This window comes from Staphylococcus sp. HMSC072H03, from assembly GCF_001809305.1.
Lineage (GTDB): Bacteria > Bacillota > Bacilli > Staphylococcales > Staphylococcaceae > Staphylococcus > Staphylococcus hominis.
On the sequence record NZ_KV796883.1, the window covers coordinates 295205 to 315563 of the forward strand.

The following is a 20359-nucleotide window of genomic DNA, read 5'->3' on the forward strand; positions in this document are numbered from 1 at the left end:
AAAAAGCGACTGATCAATATTGATCAATCGCTTTTAATTTATCTCTTACGTCCTAAGCCCATTGCACGTTCCATTTTTTTCAGTGTTTTAAAAGAAGCTTTTTGAGCTTTGTCACGCCCTTGATCTAAGATGTCATCCAATCTATCTGAATTATAAAATTCGTTATATTTTTCTTGGAAATGTACTAAAAAGTCTTTAACTACTTCTGATAAGTCTGTTTTGAATGTTCCGTATCCTTCATTCTCGTATTGTGTTTCAAGCTCTTTAATAGATTTATTAGTTAAACTTGAATAAATTGTAAGTAGGTTAGAAATTCCTGGTTTATTGTCTTTATCAAACTTGATAATACCATCTGAATCAGTTACAGCGCTTTTAATTTTTTTCGCTGCAACATTTGGTTCGTCTAGTAATGAGATAAAGTTTTTTTGATTATCATCACTTTTACTCATTTTCTTTGTTGGATCCTGTAAACTCATTACACGTCCACCAACTTTTGGCATACGAATTTCTGGTTTAACTAATATATCGTTATAACGACTATTAAAACGTTCTACTAAATTTCTAGTAAGTTCCATATGTTGTTTTTGGTCTTCACCTACGGGCACAATATTTGTATTATAAATAACAATATCAGCTGCCATTAAAGGTGGATAAGTTAATAAACCAGCTGGAATACCATCTGTACGTTTTTGCGCTTTATCTTTATATTGCGTCATACGTTCAAGCTCGCCAACACTTGAAATGGTCGTTAACATCCAACCGGCTTGAACATGTGCTGGAACTTCTGATTGAATAAATAATGTTGATTTATCTGGATCAATACCTGAAGCTAAATAAATTGCTGCTAACTGACGAATTTGTTTACGCAATTTGATTTTATCTTGTGGGACAGTAATCGCATGTTGGTCTACAATACAAAAGTAACAGTTGTAATCGTTCTGTACGTCTGAAAATTGTTTTAATGCACCAATATAGTTACCTAATGTAGGTATCCCACTTGGCTGTATTCCTGAAAATAATGTCTCCATATAGATGCCTACTTTCTTTAAAAATAATTCATTTTAACTAGATTATAACAGTATTTTTTTAAATTGTAAGTTATGTTATAATAGAGATACACATAAGAAATTAGATTTTGTAGAGAAATTTTTAGAAAATTTGAAATTTCTCAGAAAAATTAGGATTTTCTCATTTAATTTTAATGTTAGCATATTATACTTATAATATAAGCTTAAGACAAATTAGCATAATTATTAATATAATGAATAATATTTATTCAATAGGAGAGTGAGATGTATGGTAACATTATTTACATCACCAAGTTGCACATCTTGCCGTAAAGCGAAAGCATGGTTACAAGAACATGACATTCCGTATACGGAGCGTAACATTTTTTCTGAACATTTAACAATTGATGAAATTAAACAAATTTTAAAAATGACTGAAGATGGAACAGATGAAATTATTTCAACTCGTTCTAAAACTTATCAAAAATTAAACGTAGATATTGATTCTTTACCATTGCAAGATTTATATACAATTATTCAAGATAATCCTGGACTATTACGTCGTCCAATTATTTTAGACGAAAAACGCTTGCAAGTTGGATATAACGAAGATGAAATCAGACGTTTCTTACCTAGAAAGGTTCGTACTTTCCAATTACAAGAAGCTCAACGTTTAGTCGACTAATATTTAAAATTTAACAACATATTATTTAACAGCACTGGCTTAGCTATAGTGCTGTTTTTTATAATAAAAAAAGGGAATATAATATGATATAGTGTCCTATTTAAAATAGTGAAATTTAATCAAACAAATAAATTGTAATTTAACTTACGTTCTAATACAATATGGTTACTATTCATCGACTGTAAGGAGTGAGATGATATGAGAATAGAACGCGTTGACGACACAACTGTGAAATTATTTATAACTTATGGTGATATTGAAGCAAGAGGATTTAGTCGTGAAGATTTATGGACAAATCGTAAGCGTGGTGAAGAATTCTTTTGGTCAATGATGGACGAGATTAATGAAGAAGAAGATTTTGTAGTCGAAGGACCTCTTTGGATTCAAGTACATGCATTTGAAAAAGGCGTGGAAGTTACAATCTCTAAATCTAAAAATGAAGAAGCAATGAACATGTCAGATAATCATGCAAATGAACAATTTGAGGAACAAGTGAATGAATTGCTAGCTAATACATTAGAACAAGAAGAAAGTATTGAAGATTTATTTGAACAACGTGCACAACAAAAACAAGCACATAAATCTAAACGTAAATCATCACAACAACGTTCTAGTTTAAGAACAATTATTGTGAAATTCGAAGACTTAGAAGAAGTCATTCATTACGCTTATCATCATAATCTATCTACAGATGAGTTTGAAGATTTATTGTATATGAGTGATTCACATTACTACTATGCAATTCACTTCGATAGTACTGTTAGCCAAGAGACAATTAATGATAGCTATAGTCAATTACTTGAATTCGCTTATCCTAGTGATAAGACAGAAGTGTATTTAAATGATTATGCTAAAATTATTATGAGTCATAATGTTACTTCACAAGTACGTCGTTATTTTACTGATTCAGTAGAATAATATATAACGATTAATCGAGAGTAGAGAAGAAATTTAAAATGAATTTCTTTCCTACTCTCTTTTTTTAAAGTAAATGAATCACCTTAAACGTTTAATAGTATGAGGTGAATGCATGTTAGTAGCGATTAATCGTAATAATGAAACTGTATATGCTCATCAAGCTATCATTACTGAAGAATACCGATGTCCATATTGCAAAGAAAAACTTCTTTTAAAAAAAGGGTTAAAAAAGATTCCGCATTTTGCTCATGTTTCTCAAACTAAAAGAAGATGTATGAAAAATGAAACAGAAAAACATTACTACGTTAAATTTTTTATTGCTCAACGTCTAAAACAATATCACTTTAATGTTGAAATAGAGCCTTATTTTTCTGAAATTATGCAGTATCCTGATATTCTTGTGAATGCAAAAGTAGCTATAGAAGTTCAATTTTCAAGAATAAGTATAAAAGAGGTCAAATCTCGATCAAGAGGACTTGAACAAATTGGAGTAGCAGTTATTTGGATTATCGAACAAGTACAATATCATAAGGGTTATTTATACTTGAACACATTTCAAGCTTATTTCATTAATCCGATTGATAGAACGCTATATAGTTGGGAGCATGAAAAACAACTTATAGTAAAATATGTCAATATACAACATATTGGTGGCCGAAAATTTATTGCGCATAGACGAATGATTCAAATTTCTGAATTGTTATCATTCAATGAACAAAAGAATGAGTCATATTGTTATAAATTGTCAAATAGACATATCAGTCGTTATATTTTTAATTGTAGAAAAAAACGTTCAGTGCTAGAACCGTCTTTAAGTGCTATGTATCAATTACAAATAACTGACGATGAGGTATGTAGAGATACAGGTTATATTTTTTCGTATCAAATTTTTATTGAAAATCATCCAGTACAATGGCAACTCAAGCTAAAGTTGTTGTTAAAACATAATCTTCCCAAGCAGTATTTAATGTCGTATTTGAAATTCAGACAATTTTATCTACTGGATATTAATAAAGAAGAAATTACTTTAAAGTTAATAGATGATTATATTCAACAAATAAGCGGGAGTTTAAACGTGCAAAATAAATAAAAGAATGAGAAAATTATAACATTAATTCATTTAGGAGGTACATGTATGAGTCAACAACTTACTAGAGAAGAGCAAGAACGAAAATATCCAAATGAAACTTGGGATTTAACAACTATTTTTGAAAGCGATGAAGCTTTTGAAAAGGCATTAAAAGAGGTAGAGAGCTATCTAGGTAAAGAAGAACAATTTAAAGGACATCTAGGAGATAGTGCTAAAACTTTATATAATGCTTTAGCTTTAGAAGATGAGATTGGAACACAATTAGAAAAGGTATATGTTTATGCACATCTAAAACAAGACCAAGATACATCTAACGATAAATATACTGGTTTTGAATCTCGTGCGCATCAACTCATCATAAAAATTAGCTCAGCATGGAGTTTCTTAGTTCCAGAGATTTTGCAAATTGATGAAGAGAAATTAGAATCTTTTATTAAGAGTAACGATGATTTAAAACGTTATGCATTTGACTTGAAATTAATTAATGAAAAACGTCCGCATATTTTAGATGCTGATAAAGAAAAATTATTAACCCAAGCGCAAGATGCATTATCAACTCCAGAAAATGTCTATGGTATGTTTAGTAACGCTGATTTAGAGTTTAAAGATGCAGTAGATAAAGATGGGAAAAAACATCCTTTAACACAAGGTACATTTATTAAATATTTAGAATCAGATGATCGTAAATTACGTCAGTCAGCTTACAACAACTTATATGAGGCGTATGGTGCATATAACAATACATTAGGTTCAACTTTAGCTGGTGAAGTTAAGAAAAATATTTTCAATGCGCGTGCGCATAACTATAAAACGGCACGTGAACGCGCTTTAAGTAATAATCATATTCCTGAAGAAGTATATGATAATTTAGTTGCAACAGTTCACAAATATCTTCCATTGTTGCATAAATACACTCAATTGAGAAAAGAACTTTTAGGTATTGATGATTTGAAAATGTATGACATCTATACTCCATTAGTTAAAGATGTTAAATTTGAAATGCCATATGACGAAGCTAAAGAATGGATGCTAAAAGCCCTAGAATCAATGGGAAAAGAATATTTAGATGTAGTGAAAGAAGGTTTAAATCATCGTTGGGTAGATGTTTATGAGAATAAAGGAAAACGCTCAGGTGGTTATTCTTCAGGCGCACATTTAACTAATCCATTTATTTTATTAAATTGGTCTGATACTATCTCTGATTTATATACACTTGTTCATGAATTTGGACATTCTGCACATAGTTACTTTAGTCGTAAAAATCAACCATCAAACTCTAGTGATTATTCTATCTTTGTAGCTGAAGTTGCTTCAACATGTAATGAAGCTCTACTAAGTGATTATATGGATAAACATTTAGATGATGATCGACGTTTATTATTACTAAACCAAGAACTTGAGCGTTTCAGAGCAACATTATTCCGTCAAACTATGTTTGCTGAATTTGAACACAAAATTCATCAAATTGAGGAAGCGGGAGAACCATTAACTTCAACTCGTATGAATGAAGAGTATGCTAAATTAAATAGACTATACTTCGGTGATGTAGTAGAAACAGATGATCATATTAGTAAAGAGTGGTCTCGTATTCCACACTTCTATATGAATTATTATGTATATCAATATGCAACTGGATACAGTGCAGCTCAAAGTTTAAGTCATCAAATTTTAACAGAAGGACAGCCTGCTGTTGAAAGATATATAAATGAATTCTTGAAAAAAGGTAGTTCTAATTACCCAATTGAAATTCTTAAGAATGCGGGTGTAGATATGACTACACCAGAACCTATAGAGCAAGCGTGTGAAGTTTTTGAACAAAAATTAAAAGCATTTGAAAAATTAATGAAGCACTAAAAAGAGTGTATTCGTTTTCAATGTGTCTAATTTGTGACATTTAGGGTGGAAATGTAGTTTAATATTGAAACGACGTTTTGAGCGTGTTATATTATATACATGAAATTAATCACATAACAAACATACCCCTTTGTTTGAAGTGAAAAATTTCTCCCATCCCCTTTGTTTAGCGTCGTGTAATCAGACACGGCGTTTTTTTTATGCTTAATTATTAAATCAAGTTAATATAAAAAGAGCGATACACTTCATATAAGTGATCGCTCTTTGTTATTTCTTAGGCATTTTAGATTGCCAAAATTCGCCGTCAGGATAATTTAGTTTTTCAACTTTTTGTTGTAAAGCTAATTTTTTCAATTCTTTTACGAGTAATTTTTCCGGCCATTCATAAATAGTAAGCAATTCTTCCATCGTTACTAATTGTTTGGATTGAATATAAGTTTCGAGATTTGGAGGTAATTCTTTTTCGATAGGGCATCCCATTAATTCATTAATAATATAAGTATAAATATGATAAGGATAAAGGCCTTCGACTTTCAAACCTTCTTCATGTACATCTTCACTAAAAAATACAAGTGAAGGCGCTTGTTCAATTTCCATTTCTCTTGCAATATGCAAATCTATTTTCAAACTTTCGGTAAGTTTATTTTTTTGTAAGTCTTCTTTGAAAACATCATAATCTAAACCAGCATTTTTAATACAATTACAAATCATTTCTTCAGTGATAATATCTTTTTTCGGTATAATTTCGTTTTGCATTAAATGAATAAAACGTTCCGCTCTTAATCTACCTTGTAATTCAGCAGCTTTATATGCTAAAGCAATATTATCAAAATCTGAAGTACTTTGAGCTTGACATTTAGTCAAGACCTTTAATGAAGGATTCAAAATATGTCTGATTCGAATATATTGATTATACTCAATTCTTAATTTAGAAATAATTGCGGATAATTTAAAACAATCTTTATTAAAAGGATCAAAGAATGAATAAATTTCTATTTTATTTACAGGTGACAGATTAGTGTTTTCACGACTCGCATTATCTACAATTTTAAGTTCTTCAGCCATGTTTAACTCACCTTCAATTATATTTAGAAATTCACCATATGGTTAGCAGTTAAACGCAATCTTTCATACAAGTATTCGCCAACTCCTGCTGGAAATTGAGCTTTATTGATTGCTTTATACATATTTTCTAACCATGCATCTCTTTCATAAGTAGTAATTCTAAATTCCATATGTCTTTTTTTTAACATTGGGTGACCATGTTCTTGAGTGTATAAATCAGGACCTCCTAGAAATTGTGTTAAGAACTGCTTTTGCTTTCTACTTGTTTCTTTAAAATCTCCAGGAAATAAATGGTTGATTCTTTGATCATTCTCTACAAGAAAGTAGAAATAATCAATCATATCATACAAAGCTTTTTCTCCTATTACATCATAAGGTGTTGTAGCCATAGTATCACCAATTTCTATTAATATATTTCTAATATAACATGAATTTTTACATTTAAAAGTAATTTGACTTTTCACAAGTTTATCTCATATCTATCCTAATTGAGCTTGATATTCAAAAAAGCGTTGAACTTTATTTTTAGGGGGCTCATGAACTAGGTCAAATTGTTTTAATAAATTTTGAAATTTTTCAAAGCCTATTTGATAATCATTGACTTCAAATTCTAGTTCATAGTCTGTTTTATCAAAGTATTGACTTTTATCTAATACTAATAGTTCATTTTGAAATTCAACTTCTAATCTTTCAGTTGTCAATGCACCTAAAACACTTAATTCGTTTTCTTCAATATCAAATTCAGTAAGAATTTTTTGAATATCGTTAGGTAATGTTGATTTGACAATTGTTTGTCCAATATGAGGCTTAATATCGATTGGATGATTATATTCTATCAAGCCAACTTTAGCTGGTACTTTTAGTGTGATTTCAAATGTGTTTTGTTTAACACGTATTCTTAAAGCAGAACGATGATCACGTAGTTTGAAACTAGGTGATTCAATATAATAATTTGTTTGAGTGAATGGTGTGAGTTGTTTAAAGTAAGAATCTTTAATCGCGTTATATGTATTGAAATCAATTAATTGCTTAAATTCAATTTCATTATTAGTACTCATAATTACACCTCATTAGAAAATCTTTAGTATATTATTGTAGTTCATTATGACGGACATTTGTAAAAAATTAAAGTAATAACAATACTAAAAATAAAATATATGGAGCTAAATATTTAATCGTTTAGGGCATACTTGAACTATGGTACTCTAATGTGTGTTTGAAAGTTAAATTATGTTAAACTAATAAGGAATAATAAGGAGGAACAAGCATGCGTATATATGTAAATGAAATTAAAATCAAAGATGATAGCATTTATTGCTACTCAGAAGATCCAACTGATGGATTAGATGAAGTAGGACAAATGCTTGTAGATAGTGATAATTTTAGTTTTGCTTATTTATTAGATGATGGCTCGTCGTATTCATATTTGATTTTTGTACAAGAGACGTGGTCAATGTTACATAATAATAGAGATAAAAAAGTAATTATTAACGATGAATTAGAATTAGAACATTTTCAAGATGAATTAAGTTATATCCTAGAAAATGTTGAAGGAAATAATAACTATGGTAAGGAGTTTGTTTCAGCAGTTGAAGAAACTTTCGAACTAAAGTGAAACGGAGTGGAACCATATGAATCAATGGGAGCAATTTTTAACACCATATAAACAAGCAGTCGATGAATTAAAGGTGAAATTAAAAGGCTTACGTAAGCAATATGAAGTTGGAGACAACGCCTCACCCATTGAATTTGTAACTGGTCGTGTAAAGCCTATTACAAGTATCATTGATAAAGCGAATAAAAGGGGAATTCCTTTTGATCGATTACGTGAAGAAATGTACGACATAGCTGGTTTAAGGATGATGTGTCAATTCGTTGATGATATTGATGTAGTTGTTAACATGCTTAGACAACGACAAGATTTTAAAGTTGTAGAAGAAAGAGATTATATTAACAATACAAAACAAAGTGGTTATCGTTCATATCATGTAATTATCGAGTATCCAATTGAAACATTAAGTGGTCAAAAAATGATATTAGCTGAAATTCAAATTCGAACATTAGCAATGAATTTTTGGGCTACAATCGAACATACATTAAGATATAAATATGATGGAGATTATCCTGCTGAGATACAACATCGTCTAGAAAGAGCTGCTGAAGCGGCTTACTTATTAGATGAAGAGATGTCTGAAATTAAAGAGGAAATACAAGAAGCTCAAAAATATTATACTCAAAAACGTGCAAAAAAACATGACTGATGAGGTGTCAATACATGCGTTATACGATTTTATCTAAAGGTGACTCTAAATCAAACACGCTTAAACATAAAATGATGAATCAAATGAACTCTTTTCATATGATGGAGGATACAGAAAATCCAGAAATAGTAATATCTGTCGGTGGAGATGGAACACTTTTGCAAGCTTTTCATCAGTATAGTCATATGTTATCAAATGTAGCATTCGTTGGAGTACATACTGGTCATTTAGGTTTTTACGCAGACTGGTTACCTCATGAAGTTGAAAAATTGATTGATGAAATTCATCATTCTGAATTTCAAGTGATTGAATATCCATTACTTGAAATTATTGTTAAATATAACAACGCTAAGAATGAAACACGCTATCTAGCACTCAATGAAGCAACTATGAAAACTGAAAATGGATCAACATTAGTAGCAGATGTCGCAATTAGAGGTAAACATTTTGAACGATTTAGAGGAGATGGTCTATGTATTTCCACACCTTCTGGGTCGACGGCTTATAATAAAGCGCTGGGTGGTGCACTGATTCATCCTTCTCTTGAAGCCATACAAATTGCTGAAATTGCATCTATTAATAATAGAGTATTTAGAACGGTAGGTTCACCATTAGTATTACCTAAGCATCATACATGTTTGATTACACCTGTAAATCATAATACAATTAGAACAACAATTGACCATGTCAGTCTAAAACATAAAAATGTGAGCGACATTCAATTTAGGGTCGCAAATGAAAAAGTTCGTTTTGCTAGGTTTAGACCATTTCCTTTTTGGAAAAGAGTTCATGATTCGTTTATTGAAAGTGAAGATGATTGATGAAATTTGTATACCATATTCATAGCGAAGAAATGCTTAAGACATTTTTACAACGTCATAATTATTCAAAGAAAACAATTAGCGCCATTAAACGTGATGGCGCTTTAATTATTAATAGGCAACCTGTGACAGTTAGATATATGTTGAAAAAAGATGATCAACTTATTGTTAAACTGCCGGAAGAAGTTCCAAGTACATATCTTCGTCCTTCAAACAAACATATTGAAATATTATATGAAGATACATATTTAATTATCGTTTCAAAACCGGTGCATTTAAATTGTGCACCTTCAAGAGAACATCCTCATGATAGTTTAATTGAGCGCGTGATGTATTATTTAAATCATTCTACAAATAAAGTACAATATGTAGTACCTCATATTGTTACAAGATTAGATCGTAATACGACGGGCATCGTTATCTTTACTAAACATGGTCATATTCATCACCTTATGTCGACATTTGAAATAGATAAGCGATATATATGTGTGTGTTACGGTAAAACTAAAGAACAATCTATGATAGAGGCACCTATTGGTAGAAACAAAGATAGTATTATTACTCGGTGTATTACGCCATCTGGTAAACATGCAAAAACTGAATATAAAACGTTGAGTAGTCATCACAGTGCAAGTTTATGTGAAGTTAAATTACATACTGGACGAACACACCAAATTAGAGTTCATTTTAAGCATATTGGTCATCCACTTATTGGGGATGACTTATATGATGGTTTTCATCCTCGGATTCAAACACAATCTTTACAGTGTTATAAAGTAAAATTTATACATCCAATATATAATAAAGAAATCGAGATTATTATAGATTATAAAAACTTAGAAAAAATATATCAAAGTGTAAATTAAAATTAGGAGGTACACTTGATGTCATTAAATACAGAAACAACTGACATACAACATAATAAAGTATACAATCAAAAACTACTAGATGACAGTTTAAACCGCAATGATATAGATCAATTCAGAAAAGAATTTCTAACTATACATCAATATGAACAAAGTGAATATTTTGAAAATACAACGAATCAGAATAGACAAAGAATATTCGAATTTTTATCGCCTCAAGAAGTGAGTAGATTTTTTAATCAATTAGATATTGAGGGGAAAGAATATGAAATATTATTTGATTCAATGCATGCACATTATGCAAGTGAAGTATTAGAAAATATGTCTACAGATAACGCAGTTGATATTCTAAATGAATTATCTAACTCAAAAGTTGCCAGTTTATTAGCTTTGATGGATAACAGAGTCACAGATAAAATCAAAAAGTTATTACATTATGAAGAAGATACTGCTGGCGGTATCATGACTACTGAATATATTTCATTGGATATTGGTACATCTGTAAAAGAGGCACTCATGCTAGTTAAAAGTCAAGCACCTGACGCAGAAACGATATATGTGATTTATGTCGTTGATACTGCCGGTCAACTCGTAGGTGTTCTATCTTTGAAAGATTTAATTGTAGCAAATATTGATGCTCATGTTGAAGAAGTAATGATTCGACGTGTTGTAAGTGTAAATGTAGAAGAAGATCAAGAACGTGTTGCTCAAAAAATGAAAGATTATGACTTTATTGCTATGCCTGTGATCGACTATCAACATCATTTAGTAGGGATTATCACAATAGATGATATTTTAGATGTTGTAAATGAAGAAGCAGATGAAGATTATTCACGTTTAGCGGGGGTTTCTGATACTAAGTCTACTGATCAATCAGTATTTAAGAAGGCATTGAAGAGATTACCGTGGCTTATTATTTTAACATTTTTAGGTATGATAACAGCAACGATTCTGGGTGGTTTTGAAGATACCTTGTCGCAAGTTGCATTATTAGCAGCATTTATCCCTATTATAAGTGGGATGTCAGGAAATTCAGGAACACAATCATTAGCAGTGTCTGTTCGTAATATTTCTAATGGTGATATTAAAGAAAAAAGTAAACTTAAAATAGCTTTAAAAGAAGCAGGTAGTGGGTTAATCACTGGTTTTGTATGTGCAGTGATTTTATTCTTAATTATTGTCATTATTTATCGTCAACCATTCTTGGCACTGATTGTAGGTGCAAGTTTAACTATTGCCATGACAGTAGGTACGTTAGTAGGATCAATGATTCCAATCTTAATGAATAAAATTCATATCGATCCTGCTGTCGCAAGTGGACCATTTATTACAACTATCAATGATATTGTAAGTATGTTAATTTATTTTGGACTTGCAACAACATTTATGTCATATCTAACATAGGGGGATGAAATGGAATTTTTTTCTTTGGTCATAGTCGTCGTCGCAGCATTTCTTACACCGATTATTGTTAATCGATTAAACGTCACTTTTTTACCTGTTGTCGTAGCTGAAATATTAATGGGAATTATTATAGGAAATTCATTTTTAGGACTTGTCCACAAAGATGAAATGTTAAATATTCTGTCAACATTAGGTTTTATCTTTTTAATGTTTTTAAGTGGATTGGAAATTGATTTCAGCGCATTTAAAAAAGACACAAGAAAGAGACAGGGTATTGATAAAAATGAAAAGAATTTACCAAGTCATTTACAATTAGCACTTACAGTTTTTTCATTAATAATGGTGCTTTCAATCATTTTAGCATTTGCATTTAAATGGTTAGGCTTTGTAGATGATGTATTATTAATGGTCATTATTATTTCAACTATTTCATTGGGTGTAGTTGTGCCAACACTTAAAGAAATGAATATCATGCGCACAACAATAGGACAATTTATATTATTAGTAGCAGTATTAGCAGATTTATTTACGATGGTTTTATTAACTATTTATGGTGGAATCAATGGTGAAGGCGGAGGGTCAATTTGGCTATCTGCAATTTTAATCGTGTTTACTGCAATATTTTATTTGTTAGGTTCTGTATTTAAACGGTTAAATTTTATGCAACGCTTAATGGGTGGTACAACACAAATTGGTATACGGGCCATTTTTGCATTAATCATTTTACTGGTTGCTCTTGCTGAGGGTGTTGGTGCTGAATATATATTAGGTGCTTTTTTAGCTGGTGTAGTTGTATCACTGTTAAAACCTGATGAAGAAATCATTCATACTTTAGATTCATTTGGATACGGATTCTTTATACCGATATTCTTTATTATGGTCGGTGTAGATTTAGATATACCATCTTTAATTAAAGAACCCTCTTTACTTATTATAATTCCGATACTTATATTGTCCTTTATCGTTTCTAAGTTGATTCCTGTCTTATTTATTCGAAGATGGTTTGATACTAAAACAACTATTGCATCAGCATTTTTATTAACATCAACACTTTCGCTTGTTATTGCTGCAGCAAAAATTGCTGAAGAATTAAAAGCAATTACTTCTGAAATGTCAGGAATATTAATATTAAGTGCAATTATTACATGTGTATTTGTACCTGTTGTATTTAAAAAATTATTCCCAATTCCAGATGAAGTGAACCGGAAAATTGATATTGCGTTAATTGGTAAAAATCAATTGACTATTCCAATTGTTCAAAATCTGACTTCACAGTTATATAATATAACGTTGTTTTACCGTAAAGATTTAGGTGATCAGCGTAATTTACCTGACAATGTGACTGTTATTGAAATTAGTGAATATGAAGAAAGTTTATTAGAGAGACTTGGCTTATTTAATCAAGATATTGTCGTATGTTCTGCTAATGATGATGGTTTAAATAAAATGATAGCAAAATTAGCTAAATCTCATGGTGTAAACAGAGTTATTTGTCGACTAGAAAATAGTGGTGATGATGAAGAGTTAAAAACAGATGGTATTGAAGTATTTAGTAATTTTATTAGTAATAAAATTTTCTTAAAAGGTTTAATTGAAACACCAAATATGCTAAATATTTTAAGTAACGTTGAAACTTCACTATATGAAATTGAAATGTTAAATTATAAATACGAAAATATTCTATTGCGTCATTTCCCATTTGGTGGGGACATCATATTTGTACGTATTGTTAGAAATAATGAATCCATTGTACCACATGGAGATACGCAACTTAGATATAAAGACCGTTTAATTGTAACAGGTTCTAAAGAATATGTAGATGAACTCAAATCTGAATTAGAATTTTATTATTAATCTATTTAAAAGAGAGGACAAAATAAAGGGTATCTTTGAAAAATAACATAAAAAGATACATTACTTTATGTACCTCTCTTTTTATTGAGATGATTTGAAAATTTATTATTACTTTATTAAATATTATTAACAATGGTAAAATATGTATGTTAAAAACGTTTATAATGAACGAATTAATATAAAGTAATATAAGGAGATAATTTATATGATTAATTTAGAAAATAAAACCTTTGTCATTATGGGTATCGCTAATAAACGTAGTATTGGTTTTGGCGTAGCTAAAGTATTAGACGAATTAGGTGCTCATCTCGTATTTACATATCGTAAAGAGCGCAGTAAAAAAGAATTAGAAAAATTATTAGACCAATTAAATCAAAAAGAGCATCATTTGTATCAAATAGATGTTCAAAAAGATGAAGATGTCATTAATGGCTTTGCGAAAATTGGTGAAGAAGTTGGAAACATTGATGGCGTCTATCATTCAATTGCATTTGCTAATATGGAAGATTTACGTGGTCGTTTTTCTGAAACATCTCGTGAAGGATTCCTACTTGCACAAGATATTAGTTCATATTCATTAACCATTGTAGCTCATGAAGCGAAAAAAATTATGCCGAATGGGGGTAGTATTGTAGCTACAACTTATTTAGGCGGAGAATTTGCAATTCAAAACTATAATGTGATGGGTGTTGCAAAAGCAAGTCTTGAAGCAAATGTTAAATATTTAGCATATGATTTAGGCCCAGATAATATTCGAGTCAATGCAATTTCTGCTGGACCAATTCGTACATTAAGTGCTAAAGGTGTAGGTGGTTTGAACTTAATTCTTAAAGAAGTTGAAGAACGTGCACCGTTAAGACGTAATGTAGATCAAGAAGAAGTGGGCAGAACTGCTGCTTATTTATTAAGTGATTTTTCAAGTGGTGTGACTGGAGAAAATATCCACGTAGATAGTGGTTTCCACGCAATTAAATAAGTTTAAATTGAAAAATAGATATAAGATATATGATAAATCCAAGAGTCTGAGACAATGAGTTGTCTTAGACTTTTTTAATAAATTGACAGTTGATGACTGAATTGAAAATGCATTTGTATCAAGCTTTATTCAATTTCAATTCCAAGGCTAGAACATAGAGACTTTTAATAAGAACATCTATATTCAACGCAAATTGGAGAGGCATAGGCATTGATGATGTAGAACGACGACTTAAAAATGAATTTTATCCCTCTTCTAGCTTTATATTATTTAATGTGATATGACATAAAAAAACTGCGAATAGAATATGTTCTATCCGCAGTAAGTAATTAAAAAGCTTAATCTTTAACATCGCTATTTGCTTTATCAATGATACGTTGACGATACTTAAATACATTTCTTGCTACTGTTTTTAATACTGCATAAAGTGGAACAGCAATTAAAATAAGTGTGAATCCTCCTAAATCACCCGCTGCTAAGATAACAACAATGATTGTAAGTGGATGAATACTTAATGATTTACCCATGACGTTAGGTGTGATGACATTACCTTCAAGTTGCTGTGCAATTAATGTAACAACACAAACCCAAATAAATGTTGATGGACCATCGATAATTCCTAATATTGCAGCAGGCGCAAATGATAACCATGGTCCTAAAAATGGGATTAAGTTTGCTACACCAGCGAATAATACAAGCAATGGAGTATAAGGTAACCCAATAAGGGTATAACCAATATAAAGAATAATACCTAAGATGAAACTAACAGTAACTTGACCTTGAATATACGATTTTAACGTATAATTTAAATCTTTAAGTAAATCAACAACAAAAACTTTACGTTCTCCTTTGAAAAATTTACCAATTGCTGGAATAAATTTTTCATGATCTTTTAACATATAAATCAAGAAGAACGGTACCATAATCAATAAGAAGATGGTTGAAATAAGAGATGTGATATAAGTGATTGAATTTGCTAATATACCAGTTAAACTATCACTGATTGATTTCATTGTTGAATTAATTTTCGCTGTTACATCACTTGGTAATTTATCCATTTGATTTAATGAGAAATTAACCACTTGCTCTGCATCACGTTGTAAAGTTGGTGTTGCTTTGATTAAATTATTAACATTAGAAATAATAATAGGCGCAATGAAAGCTACTACGATAGCGATAATAGCGATTAATACGATAAAGATAGTTAAAATACTTGCCCAACGTGGGAAACCCCATTTTTCCAAAAGTGTTTGAAAAGGTAAGCAGATATAAAATAAAAATCCACTTAACAAGAATGGAAGAAACACTGAACCAATAATAGTTGCTATAGGTGTAAATACACTATGCACTTCCATAAATAACTTTATAAGTACGAACAGGATGATTAAGAAAATCCCAGTTCGAAACCATACTTTATTAAGCATAGACTTACTTCCTCCTAAAGTAATGAATTCATTAGTAATAAGTATATCTTAAATAAGAGATGTTAAAAAGGAAAAGTTGATTAACTAAAAAAGAATTATATTATAATATTTAGTTGTATAAAAATAGATGAGCTTAATTAAACAATTCCTAATTTTCTTAAAAAAGTATATAAAATCTAAAATAAAAAAGCTTATTATAAACGTTTATATCACTGTCACTAATAAATAAAATTGATACAATATGAATATATATGAAGGAGAGAAGATAACATGGGAGAATTTAAAGCTGGAAAAATTAATAAATATATTTTGAGTAGTGACATTCTAGAAAGAGATATCACATTGTCGATTTATCTTCCAGAAGATTTTACTGAATTATTTAAGTCTCAGGTGATTATTTGTTTTGATGGATTGGATTTTTTCCGATTTGGAAGGATTCAGCGTGAATATGAACGTCTAAGAAAAGAGGAACATATTGAACGTGCTATTATTGTTGGATTTCATTATGAAGATGTTGAGAAACGTAGAGAAGAGTTTCATCCTCAAGGTAGTCGTAGTCAAAAGACGATTCAGTCAGTAGTTAAAGAGCTTTTACCTTTCATTGATCAAACGTTCCCTACATATAAGGTGGGAAATTCTAGATTATTAATAGGAGATAGTTTAGCTGGAAGTATTGCCTTTCTTACTTCATTGACTTATCCTTCAATATTTAGTCAAATAGCTATGTTTAGTCCACACTCAGATCATACTGTTCTTGAAAAATTTGAGACATGTAAGCAACGTAATCGATTAACGATTTGGCATGCGATTGGTAAAGATGAAGTCGATTTTAAATTACCAACGACTGGTGAGCAAGCGGATTTTTTAACTCCAAATAGAAAGCTAGCAAACCTTATTGAACAAGATGAGCGTGTCACTTACGTATACAATGAATTTAATGGTAGTCATAATTGGAAATCATGGAAACCTATGCTCGGAGATATTCTCTATTATTTTTTAAATAATAATAAATAATAGTACATATTAATAGTTTACAAATCTTTTTTTGAAAGCCTTTTCAAAAAATGTTGTATCTAATAACGTATTAAATAGAATTTTGATATAATAGAAGTATGTTAAACAAAGGAGGAATTTCAATGAAGATAGGATTAGCACTTATTCCGTCACAATCATTTCAAAATGAAGTAGATGGCTATCGTAAGCGTTATGATACTGAGTATGCACGTATTATGCCACATATTACGATTAAACCTCACTTTGAACTTAAAGAAACAGAATTAGATTCATTTAAAGACGAAGTTAAACAAACATTAGATGGATTTAAACCTGTAGAGGTCCACGTGACAAAAGCTTCAAGCTTTAAACCGACAAATAATGTTATTTATTTTAAAGTAGAAAAAACAGAAGAATTAGAAAATTTATTTAATACATTTAATACCGAATCATTTTATGGTAAAGCTGAACATCCATTCGTTCCTCATTTTACGATTGCTCAAGGCTTAACGAGTCAAGAATTTGAAGATATATTTGGTCAAGTGAAGCTTGCAGGGGTAGACCATAGAGAAACCATCGATGAACTTTCATTGTTACATTACAATGAAGATGAAGATAGATGGAACATTGTTGATAGTTTTAAACTAGCATAATATGTATATAAAAAAAGAAGTCAAAACATTTTAGTTTTGACTTCTTTTTTTAAGAATATTTTTGATGCTTTCTACTTTTGATAAAATAAATGCCATAAAAAATAGCGAGTAATAGAAAAATCAAAGCTGAGACATAGAATGTATTATTTAATCCATTTGAGAATTGAGCGATAAGGCCTCCGAAAAGAGGACCAATCATTGAACCAAAGCCTTGGACGCTATTAAATACACCCCAAGTTTCTTCTTGTTCAGATGGATCGATATGTCCAGCCATAAAAGTATTCCAAGCAGGTAATAAAATGCCATACATTAAACCTATAAAGGCGGCAACTATCCAAACAACAATAATATTGTTAACTAGTGAGAGACCAAAAATAAATAGCGTAAACAATATGAATCCTACAAAAATAACGGTATACATAAAGCCAGTGCTATTTTTATCGATCATTTTAGATAAAAATAACATTGATATTGCACAACCAATACCACCAATAGCGATAGCAGCAGTATATTCAATAGTTGTTACCCCCACAACTTTTGTAGCATACGTCGGCAATATTGGAAGCAAAGCTGATATTGAAGCACCTTGCAACAAAATACCTGGGAATAAAATCATATGACGTTTCATTACCTCTACGATTTGACCTAATTGTTCTTTCACAGGTTTAGTATTATAATTTGTGAGTTTTACATCTACAAAATAATAAAGTATCCATGCAATGATAACGACAAGAGACATCGCAAATGCAAATCGCGTTGGATGTATTTTGACTAGAACATTCATAAACGCCCAGCCTACAAGCAAACCTAATAACCATGAAAAGTATACATAACCCATTTGTTTGCCACGTTGACTTTCTTCCACACTAGATAACATGATTACCCATATTGGACTTACTGCAATCCCTAGCATAATTGCACTAATAATGATAATGATGGGATTAGCTGGAAAGAAAATAATTAGAAACAAGCTTAAAAAAGCTAATAAAAAACCTAAATTAAGGACGATTTTAGTCCCGAATTTCTTTAATAAAAATCCAATCACAAAGTTTGTAGCTGCATCTGAAATAAAATGAATAGATAGTGCTACTGAAGTCACAGCTACAGCGATAGAGGTTACAGTAGGTAAATAGTTAACATAACTTAATACATACATTCCTCTAGCAAATTCCATTAAAAATAAAATAACGAGCATTATTTTAAAGTTTTTACTTATGCTTTTATTGTTTGACAAAGAACTTGGCATATAATGGCACCTTTCCATAAATTTCTTGCTGTTGAGATGAATGATCGAGCATATTCAATAAATCGATACAAAGTCGATGGGTTGAATAATCTACTCTATCTTGACGCATTGTATTTATCATTAAAGTTAATTTGTTCGAATCATGTGTTAATTCAGAGACAATGTCAATTGCATCTTCAGGAGTATCAGCAATTCTACCATACCCTTTTTCTTGGAAATAATACGCATTTTCTAGTTCTTGTCCTGGAGCAGGATTTAAGAAAATCATTGGGATACTTCTTGTCAAACCTTCGGATATTGTAATCCCACCTGGTTTAGTGATCATTAATTGACTTGAAGCCATCCATTCATTCATATGTTTTGTATATCCTAAAATAAGAACGTTGTCGTAAGATTTAAATCTAGCTTCCAAATTACGTTTAAGTCCTTTACTTCTACCACAAATCATAACGACTTGAGAATGAGGACTTTTTTCTAAGATACGTTCTATCATATGTTCAAAACCTTTTGATACTCCAAAAGCACCTGCAGACATAAGAATAGTAGTTTTTTTAGGGTCTAAATGATATTTTTTTAGCCAAGCCTGTTGATCAATATCCGCTTCAAATTTATCAGAAATAGGGATACCTGTGACTTTAATTAAAGATGCCGGTACACCAACGTTTACAAAGTCTTCTTTTGTATCTTCAGTAGCCACATAATATCTATGAGAATTTGGAGTAATCCAGTTCTTTTGTAGACGATAATCCGTCATGACTGTTGCGATAGGAATACGCATGTTAAATTGTTCAGTTAATACTGACATCACGGGCGTTGGAAAAGTCATTAAAATCAAGTCAGGCTTTTCTTTTAAAAGTAGGTTAATTAATTTATTTAAACCATAGTATTTATAAAAACATTTATCTAATTCATCTGGTCGACTATAATAAAAGTTTTTATACATATTTCTAAAATATTTAAAGCTATTGATATACCATTTTTTACAAATAGACGTAAGGATGGGATGTGCTTCCATAAATAAATCATGCTCAATAACAGAAATATGAGATAGATTCATGTCATTCAATTGATTGACAATACTTTGTGTCACTTGTAAATGACCATTTCCAAATGATCCAGTGATAATCAATATCTTTTTATTTTGAGTAACCATTAATAGTCACCCTCCAATAATTTAAGTTTAATCCATCGAATAATGTATTACAGTAAAAAATACATACGGGTATAAATAATATGTATTTT

The 20359-nt window shown here is 30.4% G+C and carries 20 protein-coding genes; 13 read left to right on the top strand and 7 right to left on the bottom strand.

Going from position 1 to position 20359, the window contains the following annotated elements:
• Positions 1 to 38: 38 nt before the first annotated feature.
• Positions 39 to 1028 (bottom strand): tryptophan--tRNA ligase, encoded by a 990-nt coding sequence (gene trpS / locus HMPREF2578_RS07445; protein WP_017175817.1) that lies wholly within the window; start codon positions 1026 to 1028, stop codon positions 39 to 41.
• Positions 1029 to 1296: 268 nt separating this feature from the next.
• Here trpS and spxA point away from each other — a divergent pair, with 268 nt between their 5' ends.
• From spxA to pepF, 4 genes are all read left to right on the top strand, one after another.
• Positions 1297 to 1692, top strand: coding sequence for a transcriptional regulator SpxA (spxA, locus tag HMPREF2578_RS07450; RefSeq protein WP_002448146.1), 396 nt, complete (start codon positions 1297 to 1299; stop codon positions 1690 to 1692).
• 198 nt (positions 1693 to 1890) lie between these two features.
• Positions 1891 to 2610, top strand: coding sequence for an adaptor protein MecA (gene mecA, locus HMPREF2578_RS07455; RefSeq protein ID WP_048761209.1), 720 nt, complete (start codon positions 1891 to 1893; stop codon positions 2608 to 2610).
• A 112-nt stretch (positions 2611 to 2722) separates the two neighbouring features.
• A complete protein-coding gene (locus HMPREF2578_RS07460; protein ID WP_048682892.1) occupies positions 2723 to 3700 on the top strand; it encodes a competence protein CoiA in 978 nt (325 codons plus the stop codon).
• A gap of 45 nt (positions 3701 to 3745) precedes the next feature.
• Positions 3746 to 5554, top strand: coding sequence for an oligoendopeptidase F (gene pepF, locus HMPREF2578_RS07465; protein ID WP_070508354.1), 1809 nt, complete (start codon positions 3746 to 3748; stop codon positions 5552 to 5554).
• Between the two features lie 267 nt (positions 5555 to 5821).
• Here the strand turns inward: pepF and yjbH are convergent, their stop codons facing one another.
• The 3 genes from yjbH to HMPREF2578_RS07480 all read right to left on the bottom strand — a co-directional run bounded on the left by yjbH (position 5822) and on the right by HMPREF2578_RS07480 (position 7677).
• Positions 5822 to 6619 (bottom strand): protease adaptor protein YjbH, encoded by a 798-nt coding sequence (yjbH, locus tag HMPREF2578_RS07470; RefSeq protein ID WP_048761214.1) that lies wholly within the window; start codon positions 6617 to 6619, stop codon positions 5822 to 5824.
• 23 nt (positions 6620 to 6642) lie between these two features.
• On the bottom strand, positions 6643 to 7008 hold the full coding sequence (locus HMPREF2578_RS07475) for a truncated hemoglobin YjbI (RefSeq protein ID WP_070508359.1): 366 nt from the start codon (positions 7006 to 7008) through the stop codon (positions 6643 to 6645).
• 90 nt (positions 7009 to 7098) lie between these two features.
• Entirely contained in the window at positions 7099 to 7677 is a 579-nt protein-coding gene (locus tag HMPREF2578_RS07480; RefSeq protein ID WP_048761217.1) for a CYTH domain-containing protein, read from the bottom strand.
• 209 nt (positions 7678 to 7886) lie between these two features.
• Here HMPREF2578_RS07480 and HMPREF2578_RS07485 point away from each other — a divergent pair, with 209 nt between their 5' ends.
• The 7 genes from HMPREF2578_RS07485 to fabI all read left to right on the top strand — a co-directional run bounded on the left by HMPREF2578_RS07485 (position 7887) and on the right by fabI (position 14801).
• A complete protein-coding gene (locus HMPREF2578_RS07485) occupies positions 7887 to 8234 on the top strand; it encodes a UPF0738 family protein (protein WP_002448177.1) in 348 nt (115 codons plus the stop codon).
• Positions 8235 to 8250: 16 nt separating this feature from the next.
• The gene (locus HMPREF2578_RS07490; RefSeq protein ID WP_017175811.1) at positions 8251 to 8880 is read left to right on the top strand and encodes a GTP diphosphokinase; all 630 of its coding nucleotides are present in this window, start codon (positions 8251 to 8253) and stop codon (positions 8878 to 8880) included.
• A gap of 14 nt (positions 8881 to 8894) precedes the next feature.
• A complete protein-coding gene (locus HMPREF2578_RS07495; RefSeq protein ID WP_049434456.1) occupies positions 8895 to 9701 on the top strand; it encodes an NAD kinase in 807 nt (268 codons plus the stop codon).
• Positions 9701 to 10567: an RluA family pseudouridine synthase gene (locus HMPREF2578_RS07500; RefSeq protein ID WP_049434454.1), complete on the top strand. Its 867-nt coding sequence runs from the start codon at positions 9701 to 9703 to the stop codon at positions 10565 to 10567. The genes HMPREF2578_RS07495 and HMPREF2578_RS07500 overlap by 1 nt, the downstream gene beginning before the upstream one ends.
• A gap of 18 nt (positions 10568 to 10585) precedes the next feature.
• A complete protein-coding gene (gene mgtE / locus HMPREF2578_RS07505; protein WP_019835654.1) occupies positions 10586 to 11971 on the top strand; it encodes a magnesium transporter in 1386 nt (461 codons plus the stop codon).
• A 9-nt stretch (positions 11972 to 11980) separates the two neighbouring features.
• Complete coding sequence (locus tag HMPREF2578_RS07510) at positions 11981 to 13825, top strand: monovalent cation:proton antiporter family protein (RefSeq protein ID WP_049434452.1); 1845 nt, start codon at positions 11981 to 11983, stop codon at positions 13823 to 13825.
• Positions 13826 to 14030: 205 nt separating this feature from the next.
• Entirely contained in the window at positions 14031 to 14801 is a 771-nt protein-coding gene (fabI, locus tag HMPREF2578_RS07515; RefSeq protein WP_002448154.1) for an enoyl-ACP reductase FabI, read from the top strand.
• Positions 14802 to 15139: 338 nt separating this feature from the next.
• Here fabI and cozEa read toward each other — a convergent pair whose 3' ends face one another.
• Positions 15140 to 16225, bottom strand: a complete 1086-nt coding sequence (gene cozEa / locus HMPREF2578_RS07520) for a lipoteichoic acid biosynthesis protein CozEa (RefSeq protein WP_017175806.1) — start codon at positions 16223 to 16225, stop codon at positions 15140 to 15142.
• A 270-nt stretch (positions 16226 to 16495) separates the two neighbouring features.
• Between cozEa and HMPREF2578_RS07525 the strand changes: the two genes are divergently transcribed.
• Together HMPREF2578_RS07525 and HMPREF2578_RS07530 are read left to right on the top strand one after the other, a co-directional pair.
• Positions 16496 to 17239 carry an esterase family protein gene (locus tag HMPREF2578_RS07525; RefSeq protein WP_017175805.1) on the top strand — a complete coding sequence of 248 codons (744 nt, stop codon included), beginning with the start codon at positions 16496 to 16498 and terminating at the stop codon, positions 17237 to 17239.
• A 122-nt stretch (positions 17240 to 17361) separates the two neighbouring features.
• A complete protein-coding gene (locus HMPREF2578_RS07530; RefSeq protein WP_017175804.1) occupies positions 17362 to 17871 on the top strand; it encodes a 2'-5' RNA ligase family protein in 510 nt (169 codons plus the stop codon).
• A gap of 49 nt (positions 17872 to 17920) precedes the next feature.
• On the opposite strand, the gene ltaA is transcribed toward HMPREF2578_RS07530, so the two are convergent.
• Together ltaA and HMPREF2578_RS07540 are read right to left on the bottom strand one after the other, a co-directional pair.
• Positions 17921 to 19117: a lipoteichoic acid biosynthesis MFS flippase LtaA gene (ltaA, locus tag HMPREF2578_RS07535; RefSeq protein ID WP_049379561.1), complete on the bottom strand. Its 1197-nt coding sequence runs from the start codon at positions 19115 to 19117 to the stop codon at positions 17921 to 17923.
• Positions 19092 to 20270, bottom strand: coding sequence for a diglucosyl diacylglycerol synthase (locus HMPREF2578_RS07540; protein ID WP_017175802.1), 1179 nt, complete (start codon positions 20268 to 20270; stop codon positions 19092 to 19094). The genes ltaA and HMPREF2578_RS07540 overlap by 26 nt, the downstream gene beginning before the upstream one ends.
• Positions 20271 to 20359 lie beyond the last annotated feature (89 nt).

What these genes read in the sequence shown, in the direction of transcription:
- trpS (WP_017175817.1), bottom strand. Translation starts at nt 1,028, where the DNA reads ATGGAGACATTATTTTCAGGAATACAGCCAAGTGGGATACCTACATTA.
- spxA (WP_002448146.1), top strand. Translation starts at nt 1,297, where the DNA reads ATGGTAACATTATTTACATCACCAAGTTGCACATCTTGCCGTAAAGCG.
- mecA (WP_048761209.1), top strand. Translation starts at nt 1,891, where the DNA reads ATGAGAATAGAACGCGTTGACGACACAACTGTGAAATTATTTATAACT.
- HMPREF2578_RS07460 (WP_048682892.1), top strand. Translation starts at nt 2,723, where the DNA reads ATGTTAGTAGCGATTAATCGTAATAATGAAACTGTATATGCTCATCAA.
- pepF (WP_070508354.1), top strand. Translation starts at nt 3,746, where the DNA reads ATGAGTCAACAACTTACTAGAGAAGAGCAAGAACGAAAATATCCAAAT.
- yjbH (WP_048761214.1), bottom strand. Translation starts at nt 6,619, where the DNA reads ATGGCTGAAGAACTTAAAATTGTAGATAATGCGAGTCGTGAAAACACT.
- HMPREF2578_RS07475 (WP_070508359.1), bottom strand. Translation starts at nt 7,008, where the DNA reads ATGGCTACAACACCTTATGATGTAATAGGAGAAAAAGCTTTGTATGAT.
- HMPREF2578_RS07480 (WP_048761217.1), bottom strand. Translation starts at nt 7,677, where the DNA reads ATGAGTACTAATAATGAAATTGAATTTAAGCAATTAATTGATTTCAAT.
- HMPREF2578_RS07485 (WP_002448177.1), top strand. Translation starts at nt 7,887, where the DNA reads ATGCGTATATATGTAAATGAAATTAAAATCAAAGATGATAGCATTTAT.
- HMPREF2578_RS07490 (WP_017175811.1), top strand. Translation starts at nt 8,251, where the DNA reads ATGAATCAATGGGAGCAATTTTTAACACCATATAAACAAGCAGTCGAT.
- HMPREF2578_RS07495 (WP_049434456.1), top strand. Translation starts at nt 8,895, where the DNA reads ATGCGTTATACGATTTTATCTAAAGGTGACTCTAAATCAAACACGCTT.
- HMPREF2578_RS07500 (WP_049434454.1), top strand. Translation starts at nt 9,701, where the DNA reads ATGAAATTTGTATACCATATTCATAGCGAAGAAATGCTTAAGACATTT.
- mgtE (WP_019835654.1), top strand. Translation starts at nt 10,586, where the DNA reads ATGTCATTAAATACAGAAACAACTGACATACAACATAATAAAGTATAC.
- HMPREF2578_RS07510 (WP_049434452.1), top strand. Translation starts at nt 11,981, where the DNA reads ATGGAATTTTTTTCTTTGGTCATAGTCGTCGTCGCAGCATTTCTTACA.
- fabI (WP_002448154.1), top strand. Translation starts at nt 14,031, where the DNA reads ATGATTAATTTAGAAAATAAAACCTTTGTCATTATGGGTATCGCTAAT.
- cozEa (WP_017175806.1), bottom strand. Translation starts at nt 16,225, where the DNA reads ATGCTTAATAAAGTATGGTTTCGAACTGGGATTTTCTTAATCATCCTG.
- HMPREF2578_RS07525 (WP_017175805.1), top strand. Translation starts at nt 16,496, where the DNA reads ATGGGAGAATTTAAAGCTGGAAAAATTAATAAATATATTTTGAGTAGT.
- HMPREF2578_RS07530 (WP_017175804.1), top strand. Translation starts at nt 17,362, where the DNA reads ATGAAGATAGGATTAGCACTTATTCCGTCACAATCATTTCAAAATGAA.
- ltaA (WP_049379561.1), bottom strand. Translation starts at nt 19,117, where the DNA reads ATGCCAAGTTCTTTGTCAAACAATAAAAGCATAAGTAAAAACTTTAAA.
- HMPREF2578_RS07540 (WP_017175802.1), bottom strand. Translation starts at nt 20,270, where the DNA reads ATGGTTACTCAAAATAAAAAGATATTGATTATCACTGGATCATTTGGA.